Source organism: Halocynthiibacter sp. (genome assembly GCF_049608145.1).
Classification (GTDB): domain Bacteria; phylum Pseudomonadota; class Alphaproteobacteria; order Rhodobacterales; family Rhodobacteraceae; genus Halocynthiibacter.
The window spans coordinates 40,766-62,957 of sequence record NZ_JBMYXF010000014.1 but is presented as its reverse complement, the minus strand read 5'-3'; the positions used below and the strand labels follow the sequence as shown (position 1 = coordinate 62,957).

The following is a 22,192-nucleotide window of genomic DNA, read 5'->3' as shown; positions in this document are numbered from 1 at the left end:
TGGATTACTCCATCTCCAACACCGCGGAATACGGCCAGTACGTCACCGGCCCACGTATCCTGCCATACGAAGCAACCAAGAAAGCCATGAAAGAATCCCTGCAGGACATCCAGTCCGGTAAATTCGTGCGTGACTTCATGCTGGAAAATGCTGTTGGTCAGCCAACAATCAAAGCATCCCGCCGTGCAAACGACGAACACCAGATCGAAGTTGTTGGTCAGAAACTGCGCGACATGATGCCTTGGATCTCTGCTGGCAAAATGGTCGACAAAGCGAAGAACTAAGTTTCACGCTTTACCAGATATCAAAGCCCCTGCAATCGCGGGGGCTTTTTTTCACCATGCTTTTGGCCAGTTGTGATGCAGATACGCAGCCAGCTCTTCATTTGCGTCATAGATTTCAAATACATGTTTTATGTGCGCGTCAGCCAACGTCCGTGAGACGCGTTGTGAAAACGCAATCAATTCTGAAACATTCCGATGATTTGCATCAATATACGGAGTCCTTGGATCACTTCCCAATTCTTGAAAACTAAATCGATCAAACTCTTCCAATCGAATTGAATATCTTCCGACATAGGCCTCATACCCCGCAGAGAGAAGTACCTGTGCGAGTTCATCTTTTGACGGGCAGTTTTCAATCTGGCCTGCAACCACAGCATATTCATCATTCATTTAAATTACTGATTACTCCCCCGGGCAAAATCCATCTCACGAAAACTACACATATTGCGCGACTAGGTATAGATCTTGCGCATCACCTCTTCCCCCTATTCTCAGATCGCATTTGCGCCCATACTTCTAGTGCCAGCGAAACAGCCAGCACGGAGCAGACAATGCAACATCAGATCCTTCCCCGCGAAGCCTATACCAGTCAAACTTGGTTCCAGCGTGAACAGGAAGCCTTGTTCAACGGGCATTGGCAGCTTGCCGGATTTGATAGCGACTTCACGGAAGCGGGTGATTACATCACCCTGCGCGCTGGGCTGACGCCGCTGTGCGTGGTGCAGGGCAACGACGGTGAATTGCGCGCGTTCAAAAACCTTTGCCGTCATCGCGGCACGGAACTGCTGGAAGGACGCGGCAATGCGGGAAAAACCCTTGTTTGCCCCTACCACCGCTGGACATTTGGCCTTGATGGCCAGCTGCGCGGCATCCCGGATCGCGCCGAATGTTTCCCGGATCTCGATCGCAAAGCCAACAATCTGCATGATGCCGCCATTGGCCGTTGGAAGGGCATGATCTTTGTGAATGTCGATGCGAATGCCGATTTTAACGCCTGGATCGGCCCATTGAACACCGCCCCCTTTCCCCATGACATCAACGATCCGGCATTGACCCGCAGCGAAACCTTCACCTACCGCATGCACTGCAACTGGAAGGTCTTTTATGAAAACGCCATTGATGGCTATCACCTGGCCTATCTGCATGAAAAGACGCTGGGCGGGCCAAAGCCCGGGTTGAATGAATGGGCACAGCACGGCGATCATCTGGTCTGGTATTCGACCGAACGCGATGGCATCCGCAACCGTATTCCGATGTTTGTCGAACAACAGGCTGCGGGCACGGGTATGAAGAAAATCAAAGGGGCTGCTGATCCCGGATATGGTGGCGTTTATATGCTGTATCCGCTGACAATGATCGTGCCTTCGCCCTGGTCCCTGACCATTTCAACCCTTGAACCCGTGGATGCCACAACGACAATCCTGCGTTCTCAAACCTGGTCACCCAAATCCTGGTGGAGCTACAAAGAACCGCTGGAAGGCACCCCGGGCTATGATCCGGAAACCGGGTTGATTGAAAGCAAAAACTGGACAGATCATCCGCTTGAAACCGGGGATTTCCAAACCGAAGACGTTTGGGTTTGCGAAAAAATGCAGCGTGCCATGGCATCCCCTCACTGGTCGGTGGCAGGGCTGGCGAAAGGCGCCGGTGCAGAAGATCCGATCCGCAGCTTCCAGAGCCAAGTGGCCGATGACTGTGCAGCAGAATAATAGTTGACGCTGACAATAATACAGGGTTCTCTCTGCGGGTTTGTACCCGCCGGGAGGCCCCATGTCACAGCACCCCCAAATCACCCCATCCTCATGGATCATGATCGCACTGCTGGGCGTCACCTGGGGTGGCACCTTTATGGTGATGGAGCTGGCCCTGCGTGGCATCACGCCCTTTTGGCTGGCATCTGGGCGTATCGGTTTTGCTGCGATCCTGCTGACCATCATTTGGGGCCTTCGCGGCTTTAAACTGTTCCACGACACCCCAGATCGCAAAGCCATCCATGCGCTGATCTTTGTCGGGTTGTTTTCCACCGCTGTGCCTTTCATGCTGCTGTCCTGGGGGCAGCAATATGTAACATCCGGCTTCACCGGCGTATCCATGGCCGCCATCGCGCTGATGGTGCTGCCGCTGGCCCATTTCTTTGTGCCGGGCGAACGTATGACATGGCGGCGCGGGCTGGGCATGTGCATAGGCTTTGTCGGTGTCTATATGCTGATCGGCGGCACGGCTTTGGACAGTTCCGGGGAAAATCGCGAATGGGCCGGACGCATTGCCGTGCTTTTGGCCACCCTGTGCTATGCTGTCAGTTCCATCGTTGTGCGCCGCCTGCCCGCAATTGAGTCCGTGGGGCTTGCGGCAACTCTGTTGCTCATTGGATGTGTCATGGTTTTCCCCGCCGCATTGGTCACCGAAGGCCTGCCGCCCTCCCTAGATGCCGAAACCCTGTTCTGGGTAGCCTTGCTGGGCCTTGTGCCAACAGCGGCGGCCAATCTGCTGCGCGTTGTCGTGATCCGCACCGCGGGGCCCGTTTTCATGTCCTTGGTCAACTATCAGGTGCCGATTTGGTCGGTCGTCTTTGGTGCATGGATCTTGTCTGAAGATCTGCCCGCCACACTGTTCACATCTCTTGCGCTGATCCTGTCCGGCGTGGCACTGTCACAATACGGCGCGCTGAAACGGCTGTTTTCACGCCCGCGCAGGTCACTTTGATTCATCAACAATGCGGCTTCCCATTTACGCAATATGCGCCGCGCAGGCATGCCGTATCCGTGTTCTGCATCCCGGCGCAGGGCCGGAAACAGATGTAAAACCTGGGCGGCTTCCGCAGGTCTGAGGCTCTGCAATCCGGTGCCACCGGGATAAAAGCTTTCGACCAAGGCCCCATTGGCGAAAATCACCTCGTGATGGGCAAACAGCAGCGTATACCAAACCACCGCCTCCCCACTGTGGTCAAACCGCAAAGGTCCGCTGTTGCTTGCCAGATGCCCCGCACGCGCCAGAACTTCTGCGTCTCCGAAACACAGTTCAGGCCTTGCCCCGCGCATCAGAACAGCGTGCTGATATGACACCCGCAGATCATGATATGGCATGCCCAGGCCCAGACTGTCGGCAGCAATCCACACTGCAGGATCTTCTTCACAGGGCACCCCTACTTTGCGCCCAATCCACAACAGCGGCTGCATGCCACTGTCGCGCGTCATGACCAGATCCCCCTTACGCAACAGTTCAATCGGAACCGGCCCCCGTTGCGTCAAAATCTCGCTGCCTTCCGCAATACAAAGATAGCCTGTATAACTGGACGCAGAGTTTTTCAGATCATATATCGCCGACACCCCTGCATGGGCGGACACCCCGGTCACGTCGAACTGTATCGGTGCAGATCCGCTTAAATCCGGATCCCCCGAAGCATTCAAAACAAAGACTTCGCCAAACTGATCCTGGGCCACATAAAACACCCCAGCAAATGCAGAGCCATCCACAAAATGCATGGTCGCATCCAGAACAACCACCGTATCAAACACCGTCTGCACAGGCCCCGCCCCCAGATCATACCTGACGGGTTCCGAATTCAGATTATCCGTACCAAACAGGTCATCCTCGCCCGCATCCAATGTCAGGACCGACACCTGATCATATAACGGCGAACCCGGTGCACCGTGTGACCCCAGTAATACTTCGGGGTTTTCTGTTGAAATATTTTCTTCATCAGTATCAATCTCGGCAAAATGACCAAGATGAATGGCTGAAATTGTAAAAATGCCTGACATATTCTTCCAGGGGAAAGCTGCGTGTAAGCACAGCCAACCATCTGGAGATTAAGATATAATTTCCATCACAACAGTTTTAGCAAGTTTTATCAGACGTTGTTCAGGTCCGGTGTCACAGGTTGTCCGTGATCACCGCACAAAGACCTTCGACAACCCGTTCCAACATCTGCGCATCCGTGCATTCCGCCATCACCCGGATCAGGGGTTCTGTGCCGGATTTACGGATCAACAGACGGCCACTGCCAACAAGTTCCGCCTCAGCACCAGAAATAGCGGCCTTCACCACGTCTTTTTCCAGCGGATCCTGCCCTGCTTCATAGCGCACATTCTGCAAAAGCTGCGGCACAGTATCAAAGCTTTGCGCCAGCGCACTTGCCGGTTTTCCGGTACGCACCATTTCCGCGATAAATTGCAGACCTGCCGCCAGACCATCACCGGTTGTGCCATAATCTGTCATCACGATATGGCCGGATTGTTCGCCGCCAAGATTATACCCTTCTGCACGCATCGCCGCCACAACGTGACGATCCCCCACCGCAGACCGGTGCAGCGTAATGCCTTTCCCAGCCAAATAGGTTTCCAGCCCGAGATTGGACATCACTGTGGCCACCAGGGTGTTCTTGTTCAGACGCCCTTCCTCAGCCCAGCGTGTCGCCAGAAGCGCCATGATCTGATCCCCATCCGCAACCTGACCTTTTTCATCAATCACAATAATCCGGTCCGCATCGCCATCCAGACACAGGGCCACATCCGCCCCATGGGCAACGACAGCTTCTGCCGCGGTCTGTGGATGGGTCGACCCGCATTTATCGTTGATATTATAGCCATTGGGCGCAACACCCAGGGGAATAACCTCGGCGCCAAGTTCCCAAAGCACAAGGGGCGCCGCACGCCAGGCCGCACCATTGGCGCAATCCAAAACCACCTTGAGGCCGTTCAAGGACAGATCCTGGGGAAAGGTGGTTTTTACATTCTCAACATACCGCCCGGTTTCATCATCCACGCGTTTTGCCCGGCCAATGTTTTCTGGCTGGGCAGGCCGAATATCTTCGTGCAGCAAGGCTTCAATCGCGGCCTCATCTTCATCCGACAGTTTGAAACCATCCGGACCAAAAAACTTGATGCCATTGTCATGATGCGGATTGTGCGAGGCCGAAATCATAATGCCCAGATCCGCGCGCATCGATTGCGTCAGATAGCCCACCGCAGGGGTTGGCGTTGGGCCAAGCAACAGCACATTCATCCCCGTGCTGGTCAGGCCAGCGGTCAGGGCGTTTTCGAACATATAGCCAGACAGACGTGTGTCTTTTCCGATCACAACACGATGGCCGTTTTTGCCATCCGTGCGGAAATGTCGACCCGCAGCAGCGCCCAGTTTCAACGCCATCTCAGCGGTCATCGGCCAGGTGTTCGCCAAGCCGCGCACGCCATCGGTTCCAAAAAGCTTACCCATTTTCTGCCCTCACAGGTTCTTATTTTTATCAGCAGCTTGCCGCAAACAGGGTCATCGCCTGCCGGGTCTCAGCCACATCATGTGCTCTTATAATCTGCACGCCTTGGCTCATAGCAGATAACGCCACAGCAATCGAGCCTGCTGCGCGATCCTCCGCCTGTGGGGCCTTGCCAAGGGTGCCAATAAATTTCTTACGCGATGCCCCCAAAAGAACCGCAACACCCAGCCCGTGAAACAGGCTGATATTTCGCAACAGCGCCAGATTGTGATCCAGCGTCTTGCCAAACCCAATACCGGGATCCGCAATGATCTGATCCCGCGAAATGCCAAGGCTTTCTGCAAATGTGATCCGTTCCTCAAGGAAATCAAAGACATCCAACAAGACGTTGTCATATTGCGGGTCATCTTGCATCGTTGTCGGATCGCCCTGCGCATGCATCAGACAGACCGGTGCCCCTGCATCTGCGGTCACCTGGGCCAGTTCCGGCTCAAACGTGAAAGCCGCCACATCATTGATCAAATCTGCCCCTGCCCTCAACGCCGCCTGCCCGACCTGGGCCTTGCGTGTGTCAATCGAGATCGGCACATCAGATCCGGCGCGAACGGCTTCGATCACCGGCACCGTGCGGGCGCATTCTTCGACCACGGGCACATAGGTTGCACCAGGGCGTGTAGATTCCCCACCGATATCAATCATATCCGCGCCATCAACAGCCAGGGCGCGCGTCCGGTTCAATGCGGCATCCGGCGCATTAAACTTGCCGCCATCCGAAAAGCTGTCCGGCGTAACATTCAGAATGCCCATGATTTTTGGCGCATCAAAACTTAATCCGGCAATATCCGGACGCGGCGCGCTCAGACGTCTGCGCCAGGTCTCAGGCACGTCTGAAACATGAACAAAGCCTTGCGATCCGCCCCGCGTGATATGTTCGGCATGGGTAAACCAGGACCAGCCCCCGGCGATCAGCAAAGCATCATCCGGGCGCGCCACGCCAACCTGTGCCAATGGGCGATAGTAATCTTTTGTCACGCTCATTTCGCCTCTCCCAAGGTGTCCACCCCCGCTGCGCCCAGCTCATCCGCCAGCCATTGCGCCTGTTCCACTGCCGATCCGGAAACCGGGGCGTCAGGCGTATCAAACAACATCCGGGACGGCGCCCAAACCGCAATCCGCCCGTTTTTCAACGCCCAATCCAATTCCGTACGCGTCGCAATCACATCCATCTGATCATGACCCGCCGCAATGCGCCAGGCGTTTTTTTCCGCTTCAAGCGAGGTCATCCGCGCATCAGTTACACCGTCATAACCAGTTTCTGCATTGGCCGCAGGCACAAGCACAACTGGCCCCGCTGGCACCTCATCCACGCCCTGCCCGGCGGGCACCAGAATGATCTGTGGCACAGGTCCGGTGGCCGCTTCGACCTCAACCAACCCAACTTCGCGCACGATCTCAAGCCCCAGAACAAACGGCCCGCGATCAGGTTTCTCGATGCGCAGAAACACACGTTTCGCCTGTGGTTCCAACAAGATCCGCGCCGCAATGCGTTCCGCCAAGGTTTCCAGCAGATTTAGCCGTTCAGCGGCCAATTCATAATCAATCGCTTCTGTGATTTTGTCATAAGACAGGATCGCATCCACATCATCCCCGGCAGCCTCTCCCGGTGACGCAATTTCCACCGCCACGTTAAACCGCAAACGCTGCAAAACATCGCGTTCCAACTGAAACGCACCCACCTCCACAGCGACCTCATAGTCGCGCAGGGACAGGCGATCCGCCACCCCTTCCAGCGCCAAGGCCTCTGCCCGCATCACAGGATGGCCAAATACGGCTTTTGTTTCATCGGACATGGTTTTCCTCATCGCGCTCACAGCTTTTCACCTTCATACCCAATGCCATGCGCAGGATGAACCCAAGAAAACGCCACCCCATGCAAAAGAAGCGTAAAACCCGGTTTCAAAATGCAAAACCACCCATCGGTATTCTGCGATATACTTGGATTACAGGACGCCAACGCACATTCATCTCAGCCCAAAGCCTCTCCCCACAAAAACCACAGGATGGGCTAAGTCAGAGGCTGAAGTTAGGACGAAGCGGTCCTTTAGATAACAGCTACTGCGCTCGCTTAAATACAGCAGTAGCGATACCCATCGCAATCAGTGCGCTCCCCCCAAGACGGGAGAACCAAGCCAAAACCGAAGGCTTCGCAATTTTAGTGCGTAGCTTATCCGCCAAAAGCGCATATGCGAGAGCATTGATTGCGGCCAAACCGACAAAGGTAACAACTAGGAGAGCAAACTGAGGCAACAGCGGACTGTCCACCACAACGAATTGGGGAACGAAGGCAATGAAGAATACGATGGATTTTGGATTCAGCGCAGTCACTGCCGCCGCATGGCCAAAGACGCTGGATGCGCTGGCCTCTGTTACCTTTTCTAAATCGCCGAGCGAAGCCGTTGATGCGCTACGGAAAAGCTTAATGCCCAGGTAAATGAGATACACAGCTCCCGCCCACTTCAGAACCGTGAAAAGTGTTGCCGAAGCCAGAACCAAAGCCCCCAATCCGGCTAAAGACGCTGACATCGCAATGAAATCACCAAGGGCTACGCCACCGACTGTTGCGATTGCCACCCGTTTACCTTGACTGATCGCATAGCTGAGAACGAGCAAAACCGTTGGTCCAGGGATGAGCAACAGAGCGATTGATGCCGCGACAAACGCCAGCCAAATTTGAAAATCCATGAGAATACCTTCCTAACTTTTGATGTAGCCAGCCATAGCTACATCAAACAGTAAAGTAGAAATCAGCGCCTTAGGTTTCTGCGGTGCGGAAAAACGCAAAATGGCCTCTCTCCTACCGCTCGTGGCATGATGCATTGGAAAATATTTTCCGACGAAAAACCACATTCCCATCGAACACGGTCCCGCCAAAAAACAAAAACGCCGCCCAATAGGCGACGTTTCGTAAATTAGTTATATTGCGACAGGCGCTGGGGGGGTTTGTAAAACAGATGCACGCCAATCGCTGCGGTCCGATTAAACTGGCGCGCCCAGCGTGGGTTCACAGCACGGGTGTGGTAATAAGTTGCGCCACCGGTCAGGCCGCGTTCTGCGCCGTTCAACATGGTTGCAGCCACTTTCTGTACCTGGTCATAAGCGCGGGGTTCGTTCACAACTTCCGCATGGCCATCGCATGTATACGTGAACTGACACTGATATTTACGGCCTGTGCCCTGATTGATCACACCACAAACACTGTTCGGAAAACGTGCGCTGTCGACACGGTTCAGGATCACTTCCGCAACCGCGAACTGCCCTTCCACGCTTTCGCCACGGGCTTCGAAATACAAGGCCTCTGACAGGCATGTCAGTGCTTCGCTGCCGGCAGGTGTCGGCTGGGATGCCAGCCAGTCACGCGTATAAGTCACAGCAACACCACTGGCGGCCGTAGCTTCACGCGCCACCACAGGCGGAGAGGTCAGCTGCCGCAGGCGGCTTGTGCGCACCTCAGACAAAACCGCACGTTCAGCGCCAATCATCATGGTCAGCTGTTCTTCGAAACCGGCAGGTGCCGCTTCAGTATTTCCAGAAGTTTCCGCAAGCCCGGCAAGGCCACTCATCGCAAGGAATGCACCTGCGACCACTGTCATCCGCCCAAAACTCATTTCATCCATCCATCGTTACAGATAGCGTTTCCCAGACCATGGGTCTGACGTTCAGTGAGTGGGATGTAGAATGAGAAGGTTAATTTTTCAACCCAAGTGGCCAAGCCATCTTCCCATTCGGCGCAATTCTTCCGCCGTAAAGGGGAAAAACGCGACAAAAACGTCACGCTTCCTTGGAAGGATTAAAAGATGGTTAACAGAATGTCATATTCGCGCCGCATTTGTATGGCGGGGAAAAAGCGATTCTTCCCCGCTGGCGCCCCCCTGTCACAGGTCTTTTATCGCCAGATGCGCCCCGGCCAACCAGGCCACAGGCACCCGGAACGGCGAACAGGACACATAGTCAAAACCTGCCTGACGACAGAAGGCAATCGATTCAGGATTGCCGCCATGTTCCCCACAGATCGACAGGGTGACATCGCCTTGCGCCCGACGCGCACGTTCCGCCCCAATGGTCAAAAGTTCCCCCACACCATCCGTATCCAGCGTATGGAACGGATCTTCGGCATAGACTTCCTGGCGCACATATTCCGACATAAATCGTCCCGCATCATCGCGTGACAGGCCATAGGTCATTTGCGTCAGATCGTTTGTCCCGAAACTAAGGAAAGACACATGCGGCGCAATTTCTTCGGCACGCAATGCCGCACGGGGTGTTTCCACCATAACCCCCAGACGGAAATCGAAATCAACGCCAGAAGCCGCACGCACTTGCCCCGCAACCATATCGATGCGGGCTTTCACGATCTCGACTTCGCGCATGGCGGATACCAGCGGGATCATGACCTCAGGCACAACCGATCCCCCCTCTGCGGCCACTTCGGCTGCGGCTTCGAAAATCGCACGGGCCTGCATGTCATAGATCTCTGGCACGGTGATCCCAAGACGCACGCCACGCATGCCAAGCATTGGGTTGAATTCCGACAGGGCTTTGACCCGGCGTTCCACATCAGACAAAGGCAGATCCAGCGCCCCGGCCAGTTCCCGCATGCCTTCACGGGTGTGTGGCAGGAATTCATGCAAGGGCGGATCAAACAGACGGATGCAAACACTTTCGCCTTTCATGATCTCAAATAGTTTTTTGAAATCAGCGCGTTGCATCGGAAGCAGTCGATCAAGCGCCGCGGCGCGATCATCGGGCGTATTGGCAAAGATCATTTCCCGCATCAGGGTCAGGCGATCATGTTCAAAGAACATATGTTCCGTCCGGCACAGGCCAATGCCCCGGGCACGGAAGCGGCGCGCAATATCGGCATCCATCGGGGTGTCCGCATTGGCACGCACCTTGATGTCGCTGACCTCTTCAGCCCAGGTCAAAAGCGTGCGAAAGCCGTCTTCAAGGGTTGGTTCCAACAAAGCGGCCGCCCCGTCCAGGACTTCGCCCGAAGATCCGTCAACTGTGATCAGATCCCCCTCGCCCAACTCTCGGCCATCCGGCAGGATCAGGCGTTTGTCTTTGCGTTTCAGTTTCAGATCAGACGCCCCAACGATACAAGGCAGACCAAGGCCGCGCGCGATCACCGCAGCGTGGCTGGACATGCCCCCCCGTTCGGTCAGCACCGCAGATGCCGCATGCATGCCACGAATATCTTCCGGCGCGGTTTCTCGACGTACCAGAATACAGGCCTCATCCCGGGCCTGGCTGGCTTGGGCTGCCGTGGCGGAAAACACGATCTTGCCGGTGGCCGCCCCGGGGCTGGCGGCAATGCCTTTCAGCAGAACATCACGCGGGGCCGCGGGGTTTACTTGACGGTGCAAAAGTTCAGTCAGCGCACGCGGTTCAATCCGCAGTAAGGCTTCTTCGCGGGCAATAATTTTATCATTGGCCAGGTCAACCGCAACCCGTACAGATGCACGCGACGTACGCTGCACGCGGATCGCGTCCAGGATGCGCAGCTGTGCGTTATCAACGACGAATTCGACTTCCATCTCTTCGCGCAGTTTTTCCCGCAGGGAGGTGCCATAGCTGGTTAACGTGTCGTAACAATCCGGGCAGAGTTCCTCCATCGAGGTGCCGCGCGCGTCTTTTTGCAGAAACACGGCCCCGCCGTCCAAGGCATCACGTCCCTGGCTTTGGCGTTTGTAGCGACCTTCAATCTGGCGGTGCCCAGTGTGGGGATTGATGAAACGAATGACACCAGATCCACATTCACCACTGCCAAGGCCAAAGATCATTTCCTGCACAACCAATCCCAAGCCCGCATCCGCCGGCGCCCCTTTGGATTGGCGCAGCAGACGGGCCGATGTGCCTTCCCAAGCGCGTGCCATGGATCGCAGGACTTCTTGCAATTGATGCGCGGGGTCCTGGGGGAATTCTTCTTCGCACTCAAACTCATAGGTTTCCAGAACGCGTTTCAATGTCTCAGCAGAGCCATCTTCATCCTGTTCAAATGCATCCGGATCAAGCCGTGCCACATGCACTGCATAGGATTGCACAAAGCGCATATAGAGACGGTTTGCGGCTTCCTCGCCCAGCTCGTCTGACAGGGCTTTGTGGCGCGCGTTGTTCATGCCGATGTTCAGAATGGCACCCGGACCACCCCAGTCGGGATCTTCAGATGAGGGCCGCACAGAGACCACAGGCATGTCGCCAAAACCTGACAGCAGCGCTTCGGTATCTGGAAGACGCCCCTGGGCAATGCCATGCACCCCGTCAAAAGAGACCGCAGCAGTTGTTGGCACCGGCATATCAAGACGGATCAGACGTTGCAGACATTTGGCCCGCCCGCCATGGGTGTTCACCGCAATCGGCGCGTCGGGCGTGATGACTGTATAGGTGGTATCGGGCTGTTCAGGGTTGTTCTGCATCATATTCTGCGCTGCGGCACCTTTCTGCTTCAATGCAGCATAGCGCGTTTGTGGCGTCTGACAAGTGATGCGTCACCGGTGGCGGTTTTTCTGGCGAAAAACCGGAGGGGGCCAGCCCCCATCCATCAAAGATGGATCCCCCCGGAGTATTTAGCGCAAGATGAAAGGCTTAGCCTTCGATCTTTGTCAGGTCAGCCACAGAGAGGCAGATTGTGCGGATGCGGGACAGCAGATTCAGACGGTTGCGGCGGATGATTTCATTGTCTGAATTCACTTGGACATTCTTTGCGAAAGCATCAATCGGAGCGCGTAAAGCGGCCATTTCGCCCATGGCGGCGGCGAAATCTTCCACCTGCATGGCGGGGGTGATTTTGGCTTCGGCTGTATCCAGTGCTGCAAACAATGCTTTCTCTGCACCGTCTTCGGCGAATTTCACATCGGCCCCGTAAGAATATTCAACACCGTCTTTTTCTTCCGCTTGGCTCAACATGTTATTGGCCCGTTTGAAGCCTTGTAACAAGTTTTCACCATCGTCGGTTTTGAGAAGTGCGGACAGCGCAGTGGCACGATTGACCAAGAGGACAAGATCATCGTTGCCAGCCATCGCAAGGCAAGCGTCGATCACGTCATGACGAATGCCCTGGTCTTTCAGGAAGACTTTCAGGCGATCGTGGAAGAAGGAGAGAAGACTAGGCAGATATTCTCCCGCAGTAGGCCCCGAAACTCCGTCCTGGTTTTCAGCATGGGAGAAGTCTGCTTTCTTGACAACTGAACTAAGCTCCATCCGCACCCCATTCTCCAGCACCAACCTAATCACACCAAGCGCAGCGCGGCGCAGGGCAAATGGGTCTTTCGAGCCTGTGGGTTTCTCATCAATCGCCCAGAAGCCTGTCAGCAGGTCAAGTTTATCGGCCAGGGCCACGGCGACGGACACCGGCGATGTTGGCACGTCATCTGATGGGCCCAGCGGGGAATAATGCGCTTCGGCGGCTTCGGCCACATCGGCGGGCAAGCCAGCGGCAGTCGCGTAATAACGGCCCATAAGCCCTTGAAGTTCTGGGAATTCATAGACCATCTCGGATGAAAGATCCGCCTTGGCCACACGTGCCGCCTGTTCGGCCAGATCGGCATCTGCCCCAACCACAGGGGCCAGTTCACGGGCAAGTGCTGCGATACGATCGATGCGTTCCTTTTGTGACCCCAACTTATTGTGGAAGGTCACATTTGACAGGCTATCCAGCCAAGGCTCCATCCCGGCATTTGCCACGCGCAGGTCGTTTTCCCAGAAGAATTTCGCATCCGACAGACGCGCAAACAGAACCTTTTGGTTGCCCGCAAGAATGGTCGCGCCATTGTCTTTTGTTTCGCGGTTGGCCACGGTGATGAATTTGACGATTTTGCCGGATTTCGGATCGCGCACGGAAAAGAACTTTTGGTGTTCCTTCATAGAGGTTTGCAGCACCTCTGGCGGCAATTCCATGAAATCTTCTGCAATGTCGCCCATCAGGACAACGGGCCATTCAACCAGACCTGCGACCTCAACCAGAAGGCCCTGATCCTCGACAACTTCCAGACCCTGTGCAAAGGCCTGATTGGTGGCGTCTTGCCAGATGATGTCCTGACGTTCCGACGGTTCCAAGATCACGTTTGCGGCCTTCAGTTTGGCTGCGTAATCGTCAAAGCCCGTCACGGAAAAGGCACCGGGCGCCATGAAACGATGACCCTGCGTGCTGTTCCCAGATGTGATGCCATCGATATCAACAGGCACAACAGTGCTGCCGGTTTCATCAGACAGCAGCGCGATAATGGAATGCAGCGGGCGCACCCATTTTAACGATCCTGTGCCCCAGCGCATGGATTTCGGCCATGGGAAGTTGCGGATCGCCCCTTCCAGAACCTCGGCGATAATATCAGCGGCAGGGCGGCCCGACTTTACGATGGTCGCAAAGTAAAACGCGCCTTTTTTCTCTTCACGCTCAACCAGATCTTCACGTGCAACCCCTGCCCCGCGCAGAAACCCTTCCAGCGCTTTTTCCGGTGCGCCCACTTTGGGGCCACGGCGTTCTTCGCGCACTTCGGGGCTTTCGGCCAGCAGGCCTTCGATCGCCAGAACCAGACGGCGCGGCGTGGAAAACACACCGGCAGAGGCATAGGTCAGACCGGCATCCACAAGACCATTGGTCACAAGCTTTTTCAAATCATCCGCAGCTTTGCCCTGCATACGCGCCGGGATTTCCTCGGAGAACAGTTCAATCAGAAGATCAGGCATATCAGTTGCTTTCGGAATTGGTGTTGGTGTCGCGTGGCGGGCAGTCTTCGGGCATGGGTTTGCCATCAAATACTTCGCGTCCGCAATCATTAATCTGGTGCCAGACAAATCCGCGTCCGTCGTCCATCACGGCGACAATACGGTCAAAGCCCCAGATCACATCTTTTTCGCCAAGAAAGGCGATGGCGGTATTGGCTTTGATCGCCTCGCCCACTTCGCTTGCGTTGAAACAGCCGAACCAATCCGGAGCAACCAGCGGTTCCGCCCCTTCATAGGTGACATAAGTTTCTGTCATCAATGCCTGGCTTTGCGGTGTGGTGAAACAGGCGCGATATCCCAGCGGCGAAGTTTCAGAAACAATGCCCTGAAATTCATCTGCGATAATCGGTTCAGGGGTGTTGTCGACCAGGGTGGTGACCGAAACGCCCAGATCTTCAGACGTGGTGATTTCCTGGTAATAAACATGCACCTGCAGATAATACAGCAGACTTCCGGCGATCAATGCACACACGATGATGCTCCCTGCAAGAAATTTACCCATGTTTCATTACTCCGTTCCTGCCCGCGTCGATCACAAAGACCCGCAGCGTTCCTCGGCATATACCCCCTGAAAGCCAGGGGAAACAAGGGGGATGCCGCGGGTTGTGTGAGATTGATCGTGCAATTGCCTGGCAGGCCCGAAAACCCGTCGTCAAAACGCGAACACCCGCCCGATGTTTCAGGCGGATGTCTATGCGGGTTTTGCCAAACGTTGGGCGGGTCTCAGACGATCCAGGCCGCTTTGCGTTTGTCAAAAAATGCACCGATGCCCTCAGAGCTTTCTTCATCTTCCCAGCGTCCGGCAAGAGCCGCGATAGACATATCGATGACGTCATCATCGATGCGCGGCCCAAGCGCGCGGGCCAATGCCTTGGCATCTGCAACCGCACGCGGCGCGCAGGACAGATAAGGCGTGACTTCGGCCTCAATCGCTGCATCCAGATCATCTGCAGAAACAACCTTTGCCAGCAGATCCATATCGCGGGCTTCATCTGCACCAAACAGACGCGCCGACATAAACACGCGCCGCGCCTTGCCCTCGCCCATGCGGGCCAAAACATAGGGGCCAATCGTCGCCGGGATCAGACCAAGCCGCGTTTCCGTCAGGCCAAATTTCGCACCCTCCACAGAAATCGCCACATCACAGACAGACAGCATGCCAATGCCACCACCAAAGGCGTTGCCCTGCACGCGTCCGATCAGCGGTTTCGGCATGGTGTTCAGCGCCTGCAGCATCTCTGCCAGTTTGCGCGCCTCTTTCATACGCGTCACCGGATCCGCCGCCATCTGGTCCTGCATCCAACGCAAGTCACCGCCCGCGCAAAACGACTTGCCCGCACCGGTCAACACCACCACACGCACGCCCTCATCCGCACCAAGCTGTCCCGCCGCATCCGTCAGCTCAGCCAACATCTGCGCAGACATCGCGTTGTGTTTTTCAGGCCGGTTCAACGTCAGCGTCGCAACGCCGCGCACATCGGTTTCAATTGAGATCGTTTCATACATCGCCATGTTTCCTTGCAAGATCTGCCGCCAGAAAGTCGAGATAAATCCAAACCATCCGATCCACAAACCAGGTTTTCATAATCATTGTCAGCGCAACACCACTCAGCGTCGCAATCAGGTCAAGCCGCCACAATCCCCAGGCCATCAGCCCCATTCCAGGGATCGTGACAACCATCAAAACCCGCAGGCAGGTCAGATGATGTTGCGCAACTTCATCTGTGCGTTTCAAATAAATCTGCTCGCCCAGAACGCCCCGTGACGCCCAATTGTCCAGGCCCTGCGGCACCTTAAACAAACGTGGGTTCACCCAATTCCAAATCAGAACCAAGCCCACCGCAAGCCATGCCCAACCGCCAATCCAATCACGCGACCAAATCGCAAGACTGAACAGCGGCAGCAAAGTAAACCGCGTCCAAACAGACCAAGGGTTGGCATGACGCAGCCAAACATCATCGCTCATACCCATGATGCTTTCCAGCTTGTGGATGAAAACCATTTCTTAGATTTCGCGCATTTTGCGTGCCATATCAGCGGCTTCCTGAACGATATTCGCGTCAAGACCGGTATCAATCCCAATGCGTTCGCAATGTTCCATCACACGTTCCGTCGCCACATTGCCCGCAGCCCCCGGCGCATAAGGACACCCGCCAAGCCCGCCAACGGCCGCATCAAACACCTTCACGCCAAGCGAAATAGAGGCATCAATATTGGCAATCGCCCTCCCGCTTGTGTCATGGTAATGCCCAGCCAGTCGATGCACCGGCACAACGTCACGCACCTTCAAAAGCATCTTCGCAATGCTATCGGGCGTCGCCTGACCAATCGTGTCGCCCAGCGAAATTTCGTAACAGCCCATCGCAAACAAAGCCTCCGCCACACGCGCCACCTCATCCGGGTCAACCTTGCCGTCATAGGGGCAATCGGTCACGCAAGACACGTAACCACGCACGGGCATATCCACATGACGCGCGGCTTCCATAATCGGTTTGAACCGCTCAAGGCTTTCTTCAATCGTCGCGTTGATATTGGCCTTGGAAAACCCTTCAGAAGCCGACCCAAAGATCGAAATCTCATTCGCCTTTGCCGCAATCGCCCCCTCATAGCCACGCATATTTGGCGTCAAAGCGGCGTAACTGATCCCATCACCGCGTGTGATCCCTGCCAAAACATCCGCGCTATCCGCCATCTGCGGCACCCATTTCGGCGACACGAAACTTGCGCATTCAATCCGGCGAAATCCAGCGCGCGACAGGCAATCCACCAGCGCGATTTTCTCGGCCGTGGGGATCTGGCGTTTTTCGTTCTGCAAACCATCGCGTGGCCCACATTCAAAAATCTCAATCGCGTCTGTCATGCGTTTTCCTCCGGTTTCACCACCTCAGGTGGCGGGTAAAAATCCTTACGGTAAATCAGCGGCTCACCCTCTTGCGGCAAAGCCTTCGCGAAACTTGGCCGCGCCTTAAACCTATCCCACCATGCGCTTAAATTCGGCATCGCATCAAGGCTTGTGAATTTTTCACCAATGAAAACACCATAAGCCAACGCACAATCCACAGCAGAAAATCCGCTGGTCAGCATCCACTCACGCCCATCCGCCAATTGCGCCTCAAGCCGCTTCAAGGTCACAGCCAATCGTTTCGCTTCAAGCCCCATTTGCGTCGGTGATTTCATCCAATCCTGGTACAGCACAATATGCGCCTGCGTCAGGTTCGCGCAATGCTGGCCGATGGTTTCCGCATAATGCAACAAATCCAGATATTGCGCACGTTCCGGCGTCCCCGGTTTGCGCGACAATGCCCCATCATTCAGCTCCACCAGATATTCAACCGCAGCCCCGCTTTCGCAGATCACCTGGCCCGCGCCGATTTCCATCGCAGGCACACGCCCCGCCGGGTTCAACGCCTTGTATTCCTCAGATCGCAGGGATTTATCAAAGAAGTTATAGCTGACCAATTCATAATCCAGCCCCAATTCCTCCAACACCCAAATCACCCGCATAGAGCGCGCCTGTGGTGCATGATGCAAACGTATCATATTCTTTCCCTCACCAGAGCCAACGCCCCGTTTCAATCACATGACGCGCATAGCCCGCGGTCATGGCAATCCAAGGCATCCACCAGATATATTTGGCAAGGCCCTCACGCTTAACTTCAGGAGCAACCTCTTTGATGGGTTCCTCCTTGCGACCAAAGATCAGTCGCCGTAGCCCGTAGAACGCCCCGATCACCGCCCCCTCAAAGATCAACTGGATCAAAAGAAGCGGCCAGGTGAGCATGGCAATACCTGCGAGCAATGGCAGCGAATACCCAATCGCATTAGCAAGCAGAGACACAATCGCGAGCAGCAACAGCTCTGCGATGTGAACCTGCCCGCGCATTACTTTCATGCAGCGGCCTCGTCTTCTTCGGCCAGACGGATCAATGCCGCACCGGCCTCAACCTGGCCGCCTGCGGTACAGAGCACCTCCGCCACCACGCCATCACGCGCCGCCGTCAATGTGTGCTCCATCTTCATGGCTTCCAAAATCGCCAAAGCGTCGCCTTCTTGCACGATGGCCCCCGCTTCAACCATTACGGCTTTCACAAGACCCGGCATGGGCGCCTCGATCAAGCTTGGGTCGCCCCCCGCCCCATGGGCCACATCCAGCACGTCAACGCCCTCAAAGTGGTAATTATTGCCCCAGAACACCGTGACATTATCGCCAAGCACTGCAATCTCAGCCGGGGTTTTATCGCCCCCAACCCACCAAATACCATCGGTGCGGGTCACGGTGACAAAGCCACCGTCCAGCTCAATATGGAAATTGCGATCGGTCATGGTGGTGATGCGGGCCTCGATTTCATCACCTTTATGGGTGAACTTGACGGTCACAGGCACACGCGCCCAAAGGCCAAACCCGGTTTCCTGGGCGTTATCCCCAGTCAATCCCGCAAAGCCCAAGGCCGCCAGACTGCGCGCTTTGATACAAGGCACAGGATCCGGCGTCAGCGTGTCAATATCGCGATCAATCAGGCCTGTATCCACACGGCCCTCCGCGAAATCATCATGGCGCACAAGCGCGCGCAAAAAGGCCAAATTCGTAACAGATCCCGCAACTTGCGTCTCGGCCAAGGCCTGCGCCATCTTGCCCAATGCAATGTCACGCGACCCACCATGGGTGATGATTTTCGCGATCATCGGATCATACCAAGGCGAAATCTCATCGCCCGTGCGCACGCCACTGTCAGACCGCGCCCCATCCGGGAATTGCAAATGCGTCAACGTGCCCGTCGCAGGCAAGAACCCCGCAGGCACATCTTCCGCATATAGGCGCACCTCAAAACTATGGCCATTGATCGTCAGATCTTCCTGCCCTTGCGGGAGGGCCTCACCACTGGCCACACGCAACTGCCATTCCACCAGATCAACCCCGGTGATGGCTTCGGTCACAGGGTGTTCCACCTGCAAACGCGTGTTCATTTCCATGAACCAAAACCCATCAACGCGCAGGCCATCTGACCCATCAACGATAAATTCCACCGTGCCTGCGCCGGCATAGCCGATCGCCTCCGCAGCACGCGTCGCCGCGTCACCCATGGCTTTACGAACCTCTTCGGTCATACCTGGTGCGGGTGCTTCTTCAATCACCTTCTGGTGACGACGTTGCAGCGAACAATCGCGTTCAAACAGATGCACAGCGTTTGTGCCATCGCCAAAGACCTGCACCTCGATATGGCGCGGCGAGGTCACAAATTTCTCGATCAACACCGCATCATTGCCAAAGGCGGTTTTTGCCTCGCCCATGGCACTGGCAAGCGCCGCGTCAAAATCCGCGTCAGCCTCAACCAAGCGCATACCCTTGCCGCCGCCGCCCGCAACGGCCTTAATCAACACCGGATAGCCGATCTTGCCAGCTTCCGCCTTTAAACGCGCAGGATCCTGATCTTCGCCATGATACCCCGGCACAACCGGGACCCCCGCGTCAATCATCAGGGCCTTGGCCGCATCTTTCAGCCCCATGGCGCGGATCGCTTTGGCAGATGGCCCGATAAACGCCAGCCCCGCCGCCTCGCAAGCCTCTACAAAGTCAGGATTTTCCGAGAGAAACCCATAGCCAGGATGCACCGCTTCCGCACCACTGTCCTGTGCCGCCAAAATAATCCGTTCCTGCACAAGGTAGCTGTCCGCAGGCGCATTGGCCCCGATATGCACCGCCTCATCCGCCATGGCGACATGTTTCGACTTCGCATCCGCATCCGAATACACAGCCACAGTTTTCACGCCCATCTTGCGCGCTGTTTCCATCACCCGACAGGCGATCTCGCCCCGGTTGGCAATCAGGATTTTCTTAAACATCAGCTTTCTCCCGCGTTATGCGTTTGTGCGGGGGCTCTGCCCGCGGAATGATCAACCGTCCAGCTGCGATAGCGGTGCCGGAAAGTCAGGTTCGCCCGATCACTGTCGAGCAGATAAAACATCACCAAAAAGGACATGCCGCCCGCCAGAACCCCGATGAAGGGTCCGGTCAGCGCCAGCGCAACAGAGGCCGCGAAATGCACGGCAGCAAACATAATGGTCGCCTGCCCCCGTATGGCAAAGCCCATCAGGATCAGAACGGCAAGGATCAACAGTGCCCCGTGGATCAGCACACCAAAGAAGTTCTCGATACCGTAATATCCCATCAACGCAGCAGCACTGAACAACGCCACCGAAAGGTAATACAGGATCGCCCCCCACATCAGCCCGCCAACACGCCCCAGCCGATGCCCATGGGCCACATGGCGCGGCACATAAACCCACTGCGCCCCGGTGGTCGGGTCCATATTGCCCCGCTCAAAGGTGATCTCATTTGTCTCTGTCATATCACTCACCACCATGATCCGCTTTGTCCGTCATCCAGATGTTCCCGGACATATGCGGGCAAAGGCCAGGCATCTCGGTCCATCCCGCTGATTTTACCCTTCATGCCATCGCGATATGCGTAATCATACAGCTCGCGGTGGATCGTGACTTCAATATGGCTCAGCGCGGTCTCAACCTTCACCTTCGTCTGTTCGAACGCGTCCTGCAACTTCGCCTCATCACTTTTACCCTTCACAAGCCCTGCAACCCCGGTGAGGTTCAAAAGCTGCTTGCCAGCCCCCAGCGCAACCGCCAACACAAGATTGGCAAGAAAACCACCCAGAATTTCAACCGCACTACTTCCAATGAAGCTCCAGCTTAACCAGCCACTTTTCTTATTGGCGGCTTCCCCCCGCATACGGTCAAACTCGGCGGCAAACACTTCCCGGAACTGACGGGCAAAACGTGAACGGCTGAAATCATCGCGTCCGGTAAAGATCCGCAACACAGGCTTCACAAAATACCCGCCCTCTGATTTCGCGACAAATTCCTCAAAATCAAACAGAAAGAAATAATCCTCTGCCCCAGCAGACCGATGCACCATATAAACCGCAATCTCTGCTTCGCGCGTCAGCTCCGGCATCCGGATGTCCGGCAACCTCACCTCAGGCATGCGATCCCGGATCGCTTTCCCAATCCCTTTCATGCCAAAACCTTTTCATCTTGCGCGAAATACTCCGGGGGAGTCCGCAGGACGGGGGCAGCGCCCCCTCTGCTTGCACTCACCGGCACCAAACCATAGCCTGCACAACATTCAGTATCCCGCGTATGGAGTTCCCGGTTTTGAGCAACGATATTTACGATCCCGCCTATGTGAAACAGGTTTTTGACAATTGCGGTCGCGCCTATCGCACCTGGAGCGCCTTTGCCTCTCTTGGGTTCATCTGGCGCTGGCGTCGTAAATGCGTCCGGGATCTGCCCAAAACAGATCTGACCGGCGCGCAAGGCGTTGACCTCATGGCGGGCACTGGCGAACTTTGGCCGCATCTTCTGCGCGCCCATCCCGGCATCGCCAAAATCACCGCCATCGACATTTCCCACACCATGCATCTGGAAGCCGTTGAACGCCTGCATAAATCCCGCAGCGAAAAAATCGCTCATCTTGAAATAAACGCTCTGGAAAGCAACCTTCCCGAAGAAGCCGCCGATTTTGTGGTCAGCAGCTTTGGTCTGAAAACCTTCAACCCCGCCCAGCAAAAGATCCTCGCGTATGAAATCGCCCGCATCCTGAAACCCGGCGCGCCCTTTGCCCTGATCGAAGCATCCGATCCCAAGGGCTGGATCCTGCGCCCGTTGTTCCGCTTCTACATGGATCGCGTCCTGCCTTTGATCGAACGCTTCTTTATGAAGGGGGCGCAAGATTTCGCGATGGTCGGCATTTACAGCCGTGACTTTGGCGACAGCCGGCATTTTGCCGATTGCCTCTGCGAAGCCGGGCTTGATGTCACCATGACACGCGACTTCTTTGGCTGCGCCACGGGGGTTGCTGGGCGCAAACCAATGTGACGCAACTGTATACAGTTTATAT

Annotated in this window: 20 protein-coding genes and 2 pseudogenes; 4 read left to right on the top strand and 18 right to left on the bottom strand. The window is 55.7% G+C overall.

Annotation, left to right across the window (positions count from 1 at the left end):
- Positions 1 to 284 (top strand): annotated as a pseudogene (locus ACPGUT_RS06740) (ketol-acid reductoisomerase); the annotation flags it as partial.
- Between the two features lie 51 nt (positions 285 to 335).
- Here the strand turns inward: ACPGUT_RS06740 and ACPGUT_RS06735 are convergent.
- Positions 336 to 674: a hypothetical protein gene (locus tag ACPGUT_RS06735; RefSeq protein ID WP_423989674.1), complete on the bottom strand. Its 339-nt coding sequence runs from the start codon at positions 672 to 674 to the stop codon at positions 336 to 338.
- A 161-nt stretch (positions 675 to 835) separates the two neighbouring features.
- On the opposite strand from ACPGUT_RS06735, the gene ACPGUT_RS06730 reads away from it, so the two are divergent.
- Positions 836 to 1,993 carry an aromatic ring-hydroxylating oxygenase subunit alpha gene (locus ACPGUT_RS06730; protein ID WP_423989672.1) on the top strand — a complete coding sequence of 386 codons (1,158 nt, stop codon included), beginning with the start codon at positions 836 to 838 and terminating at the stop codon, positions 1,991 to 1,993.
- A 61-nt stretch (positions 1,994 to 2,054) separates the two neighbouring features.
- Positions 2,055 to 2,987, top strand: coding sequence for a DMT family transporter (locus ACPGUT_RS06725; RefSeq protein WP_423989670.1), 933 nt, complete (start codon positions 2,055 to 2,057; stop codon positions 2,985 to 2,987).
- A 155-nt stretch (positions 2,988 to 3,142) separates the two neighbouring features.
- Here ACPGUT_RS06725 and ACPGUT_RS06720 read toward each other — a convergent pair.
- The 17 genes and pseudogenes from ACPGUT_RS06720 to ACPGUT_RS06640 all read right to left on the bottom strand — a co-directional run.
- Positions 3,143 to 3,766: pseudogene (locus tag ACPGUT_RS06720) on the bottom strand (Hint domain-containing protein); the annotation flags it as partial.
- A gap of 391 nt (positions 3,767 to 4,157) precedes the next feature.
- Positions 4,158 to 5,498: a phosphoglucosamine mutase gene (gene glmM / locus ACPGUT_RS06715; RefSeq protein ID WP_423989668.1), complete on the bottom strand. Its 1,341-nt coding sequence runs from the start codon at positions 5,496 to 5,498 to the stop codon at positions 4,158 to 4,160.
- Positions 5,499 to 5,526: 28 nt separating this feature from the next.
- On the bottom strand, positions 5,527 to 6,534 hold the full coding sequence (gene folP, locus ACPGUT_RS06710; protein WP_423989666.1) for a dihydropteroate synthase: 1,008 nt from the start codon (positions 6,532 to 6,534) through the stop codon (positions 5,527 to 5,529).
- Positions 6,531 to 7,346 (bottom strand): dihydroneopterin aldolase, encoded by an 816-nt coding sequence (locus ACPGUT_RS06705; protein WP_423989665.1) that lies wholly within the window; start codon positions 7,344 to 7,346, stop codon positions 6,531 to 6,533. Before ACPGUT_RS06705 ends, folP begins: the two co-directional genes overlap by 4 nt.
- A 262-nt stretch (positions 7,347 to 7,608) precedes the next feature.
- Positions 7,609 to 8,238, bottom strand: a complete 630-nt coding sequence (locus ACPGUT_RS06700) for a LysE family translocator (protein WP_423989663.1) — start codon at positions 8,236 to 8,238, stop codon at positions 7,609 to 7,611.
- Positions 8,239 to 8,465: 227 nt separating this feature from the next.
- The gene (locus ACPGUT_RS06695; RefSeq protein ID WP_423989661.1) at positions 8,466 to 9,161 is read right to left on the bottom strand and encodes a cell wall hydrolase; all 696 of its coding nucleotides are present in this window, start codon (positions 9,159 to 9,161) and stop codon (positions 8,466 to 8,468) included.
- Positions 9,162 to 9,428: 267 nt separating this feature from the next.
- The gene (locus ACPGUT_RS06690; RefSeq protein ID WP_423989659.1) at positions 9,429 to 11,969 is read right to left on the bottom strand and encodes a putative PEP-binding protein; all 2,541 of its coding nucleotides are present in this window, start codon (positions 11,967 to 11,969) and stop codon (positions 9,429 to 9,431) included.
- Between the two features lie 169 nt (positions 11,970 to 12,138).
- Positions 12,139 to 14,238 carry a glycine--tRNA ligase subunit beta gene (gene glyS / locus ACPGUT_RS06685; protein ID WP_423989657.1) on the bottom strand — a complete coding sequence of 700 codons (2,100 nt, stop codon included), beginning with the start codon at positions 14,236 to 14,238 and terminating at the stop codon, positions 12,139 to 12,141.
- A gap of 1 nt (position 14,239) precedes the next feature.
- Positions 14,240 to 14,779: a DUF6446 family protein gene (locus tag ACPGUT_RS06680; protein WP_423989655.1), complete on the bottom strand. Its 540-nt coding sequence runs from the start codon at positions 14,777 to 14,779 to the stop codon at positions 14,240 to 14,242.
- A 221-nt stretch (positions 14,780 to 15,000) separates the two neighbouring features.
- Complete coding sequence (locus ACPGUT_RS06675; RefSeq protein ID WP_423989653.1) at positions 15,001 to 15,783, bottom strand: crotonase/enoyl-CoA hydratase family protein; 783 nt, start codon at positions 15,781 to 15,783, stop codon at positions 15,001 to 15,003.
- Complete coding sequence (locus tag ACPGUT_RS06670) at positions 15,776 to 16,279, bottom strand: DUF6653 family protein (RefSeq protein WP_423989651.1); 504 nt, start codon at positions 16,277 to 16,279, stop codon at positions 15,776 to 15,778. The genes ACPGUT_RS06675 and ACPGUT_RS06670 overlap by 8 nt, the downstream gene beginning before the upstream one ends.
- Before the next feature lie 3 nt (positions 16,280 to 16,282).
- Entirely contained in the window at positions 16,283 to 17,137 is an 855-nt protein-coding gene (locus ACPGUT_RS06665; protein ID WP_423989649.1) for a hydroxymethylglutaryl-CoA lyase, read from the bottom strand.
- Entirely contained in the window at positions 17,134 to 17,817 is a 684-nt protein-coding gene (locus ACPGUT_RS06660; protein WP_423989647.1) for a glutathione S-transferase family protein, read from the bottom strand. The genes ACPGUT_RS06665 and ACPGUT_RS06660 overlap by 4 nt, the downstream gene beginning before the upstream one ends.
- A gap of 10 nt (positions 17,818 to 17,827) precedes the next feature.
- A complete protein-coding gene (locus tag ACPGUT_RS06655; protein ID WP_423989645.1) occupies positions 17,828 to 18,169 on the bottom strand; it encodes a hypothetical protein in 342 nt (113 codons plus the stop codon).
- A complete protein-coding gene (locus ACPGUT_RS06650) occupies positions 18,166 to 20,118 on the bottom strand; it encodes an acetyl/propionyl/methylcrotonyl-CoA carboxylase subunit alpha (RefSeq protein WP_423989643.1) in 1,953 nt (650 codons plus the stop codon). Before ACPGUT_RS06650 ends, ACPGUT_RS06655 begins: the two co-directional genes overlap by 4 nt.
- Positions 20,118 to 20,624: a hypothetical protein gene (locus tag ACPGUT_RS06645; RefSeq protein ID WP_423989641.1), complete on the bottom strand. Its 507-nt coding sequence runs from the start codon at positions 20,622 to 20,624 to the stop codon at positions 20,118 to 20,120. The genes ACPGUT_RS06650 and ACPGUT_RS06645 overlap by 1 nt, the downstream gene beginning before the upstream one ends.
- A gap of 5 nt (positions 20,625 to 20,629) precedes the next feature.
- On the bottom strand, positions 20,630 to 21,310 hold the full coding sequence (locus ACPGUT_RS06640; RefSeq protein WP_423989639.1) for a hypothetical protein: 681 nt from the start codon (positions 21,308 to 21,310) through the stop codon (positions 20,630 to 20,632).
- Positions 21,311 to 21,447: 137 nt separating this feature from the next.
- On the opposite strand from ACPGUT_RS06640, the gene ACPGUT_RS06635 reads away from it, so the two are divergent.
- Positions 21,448 to 22,170: a class I SAM-dependent methyltransferase gene (locus ACPGUT_RS06635; protein WP_423989637.1), complete on the top strand. Its 723-nt coding sequence runs from the start codon at positions 21,448 to 21,450 to the stop codon at positions 22,168 to 22,170.
- Positions 22,171 to 22,192 lie beyond the last annotated feature (22 nt).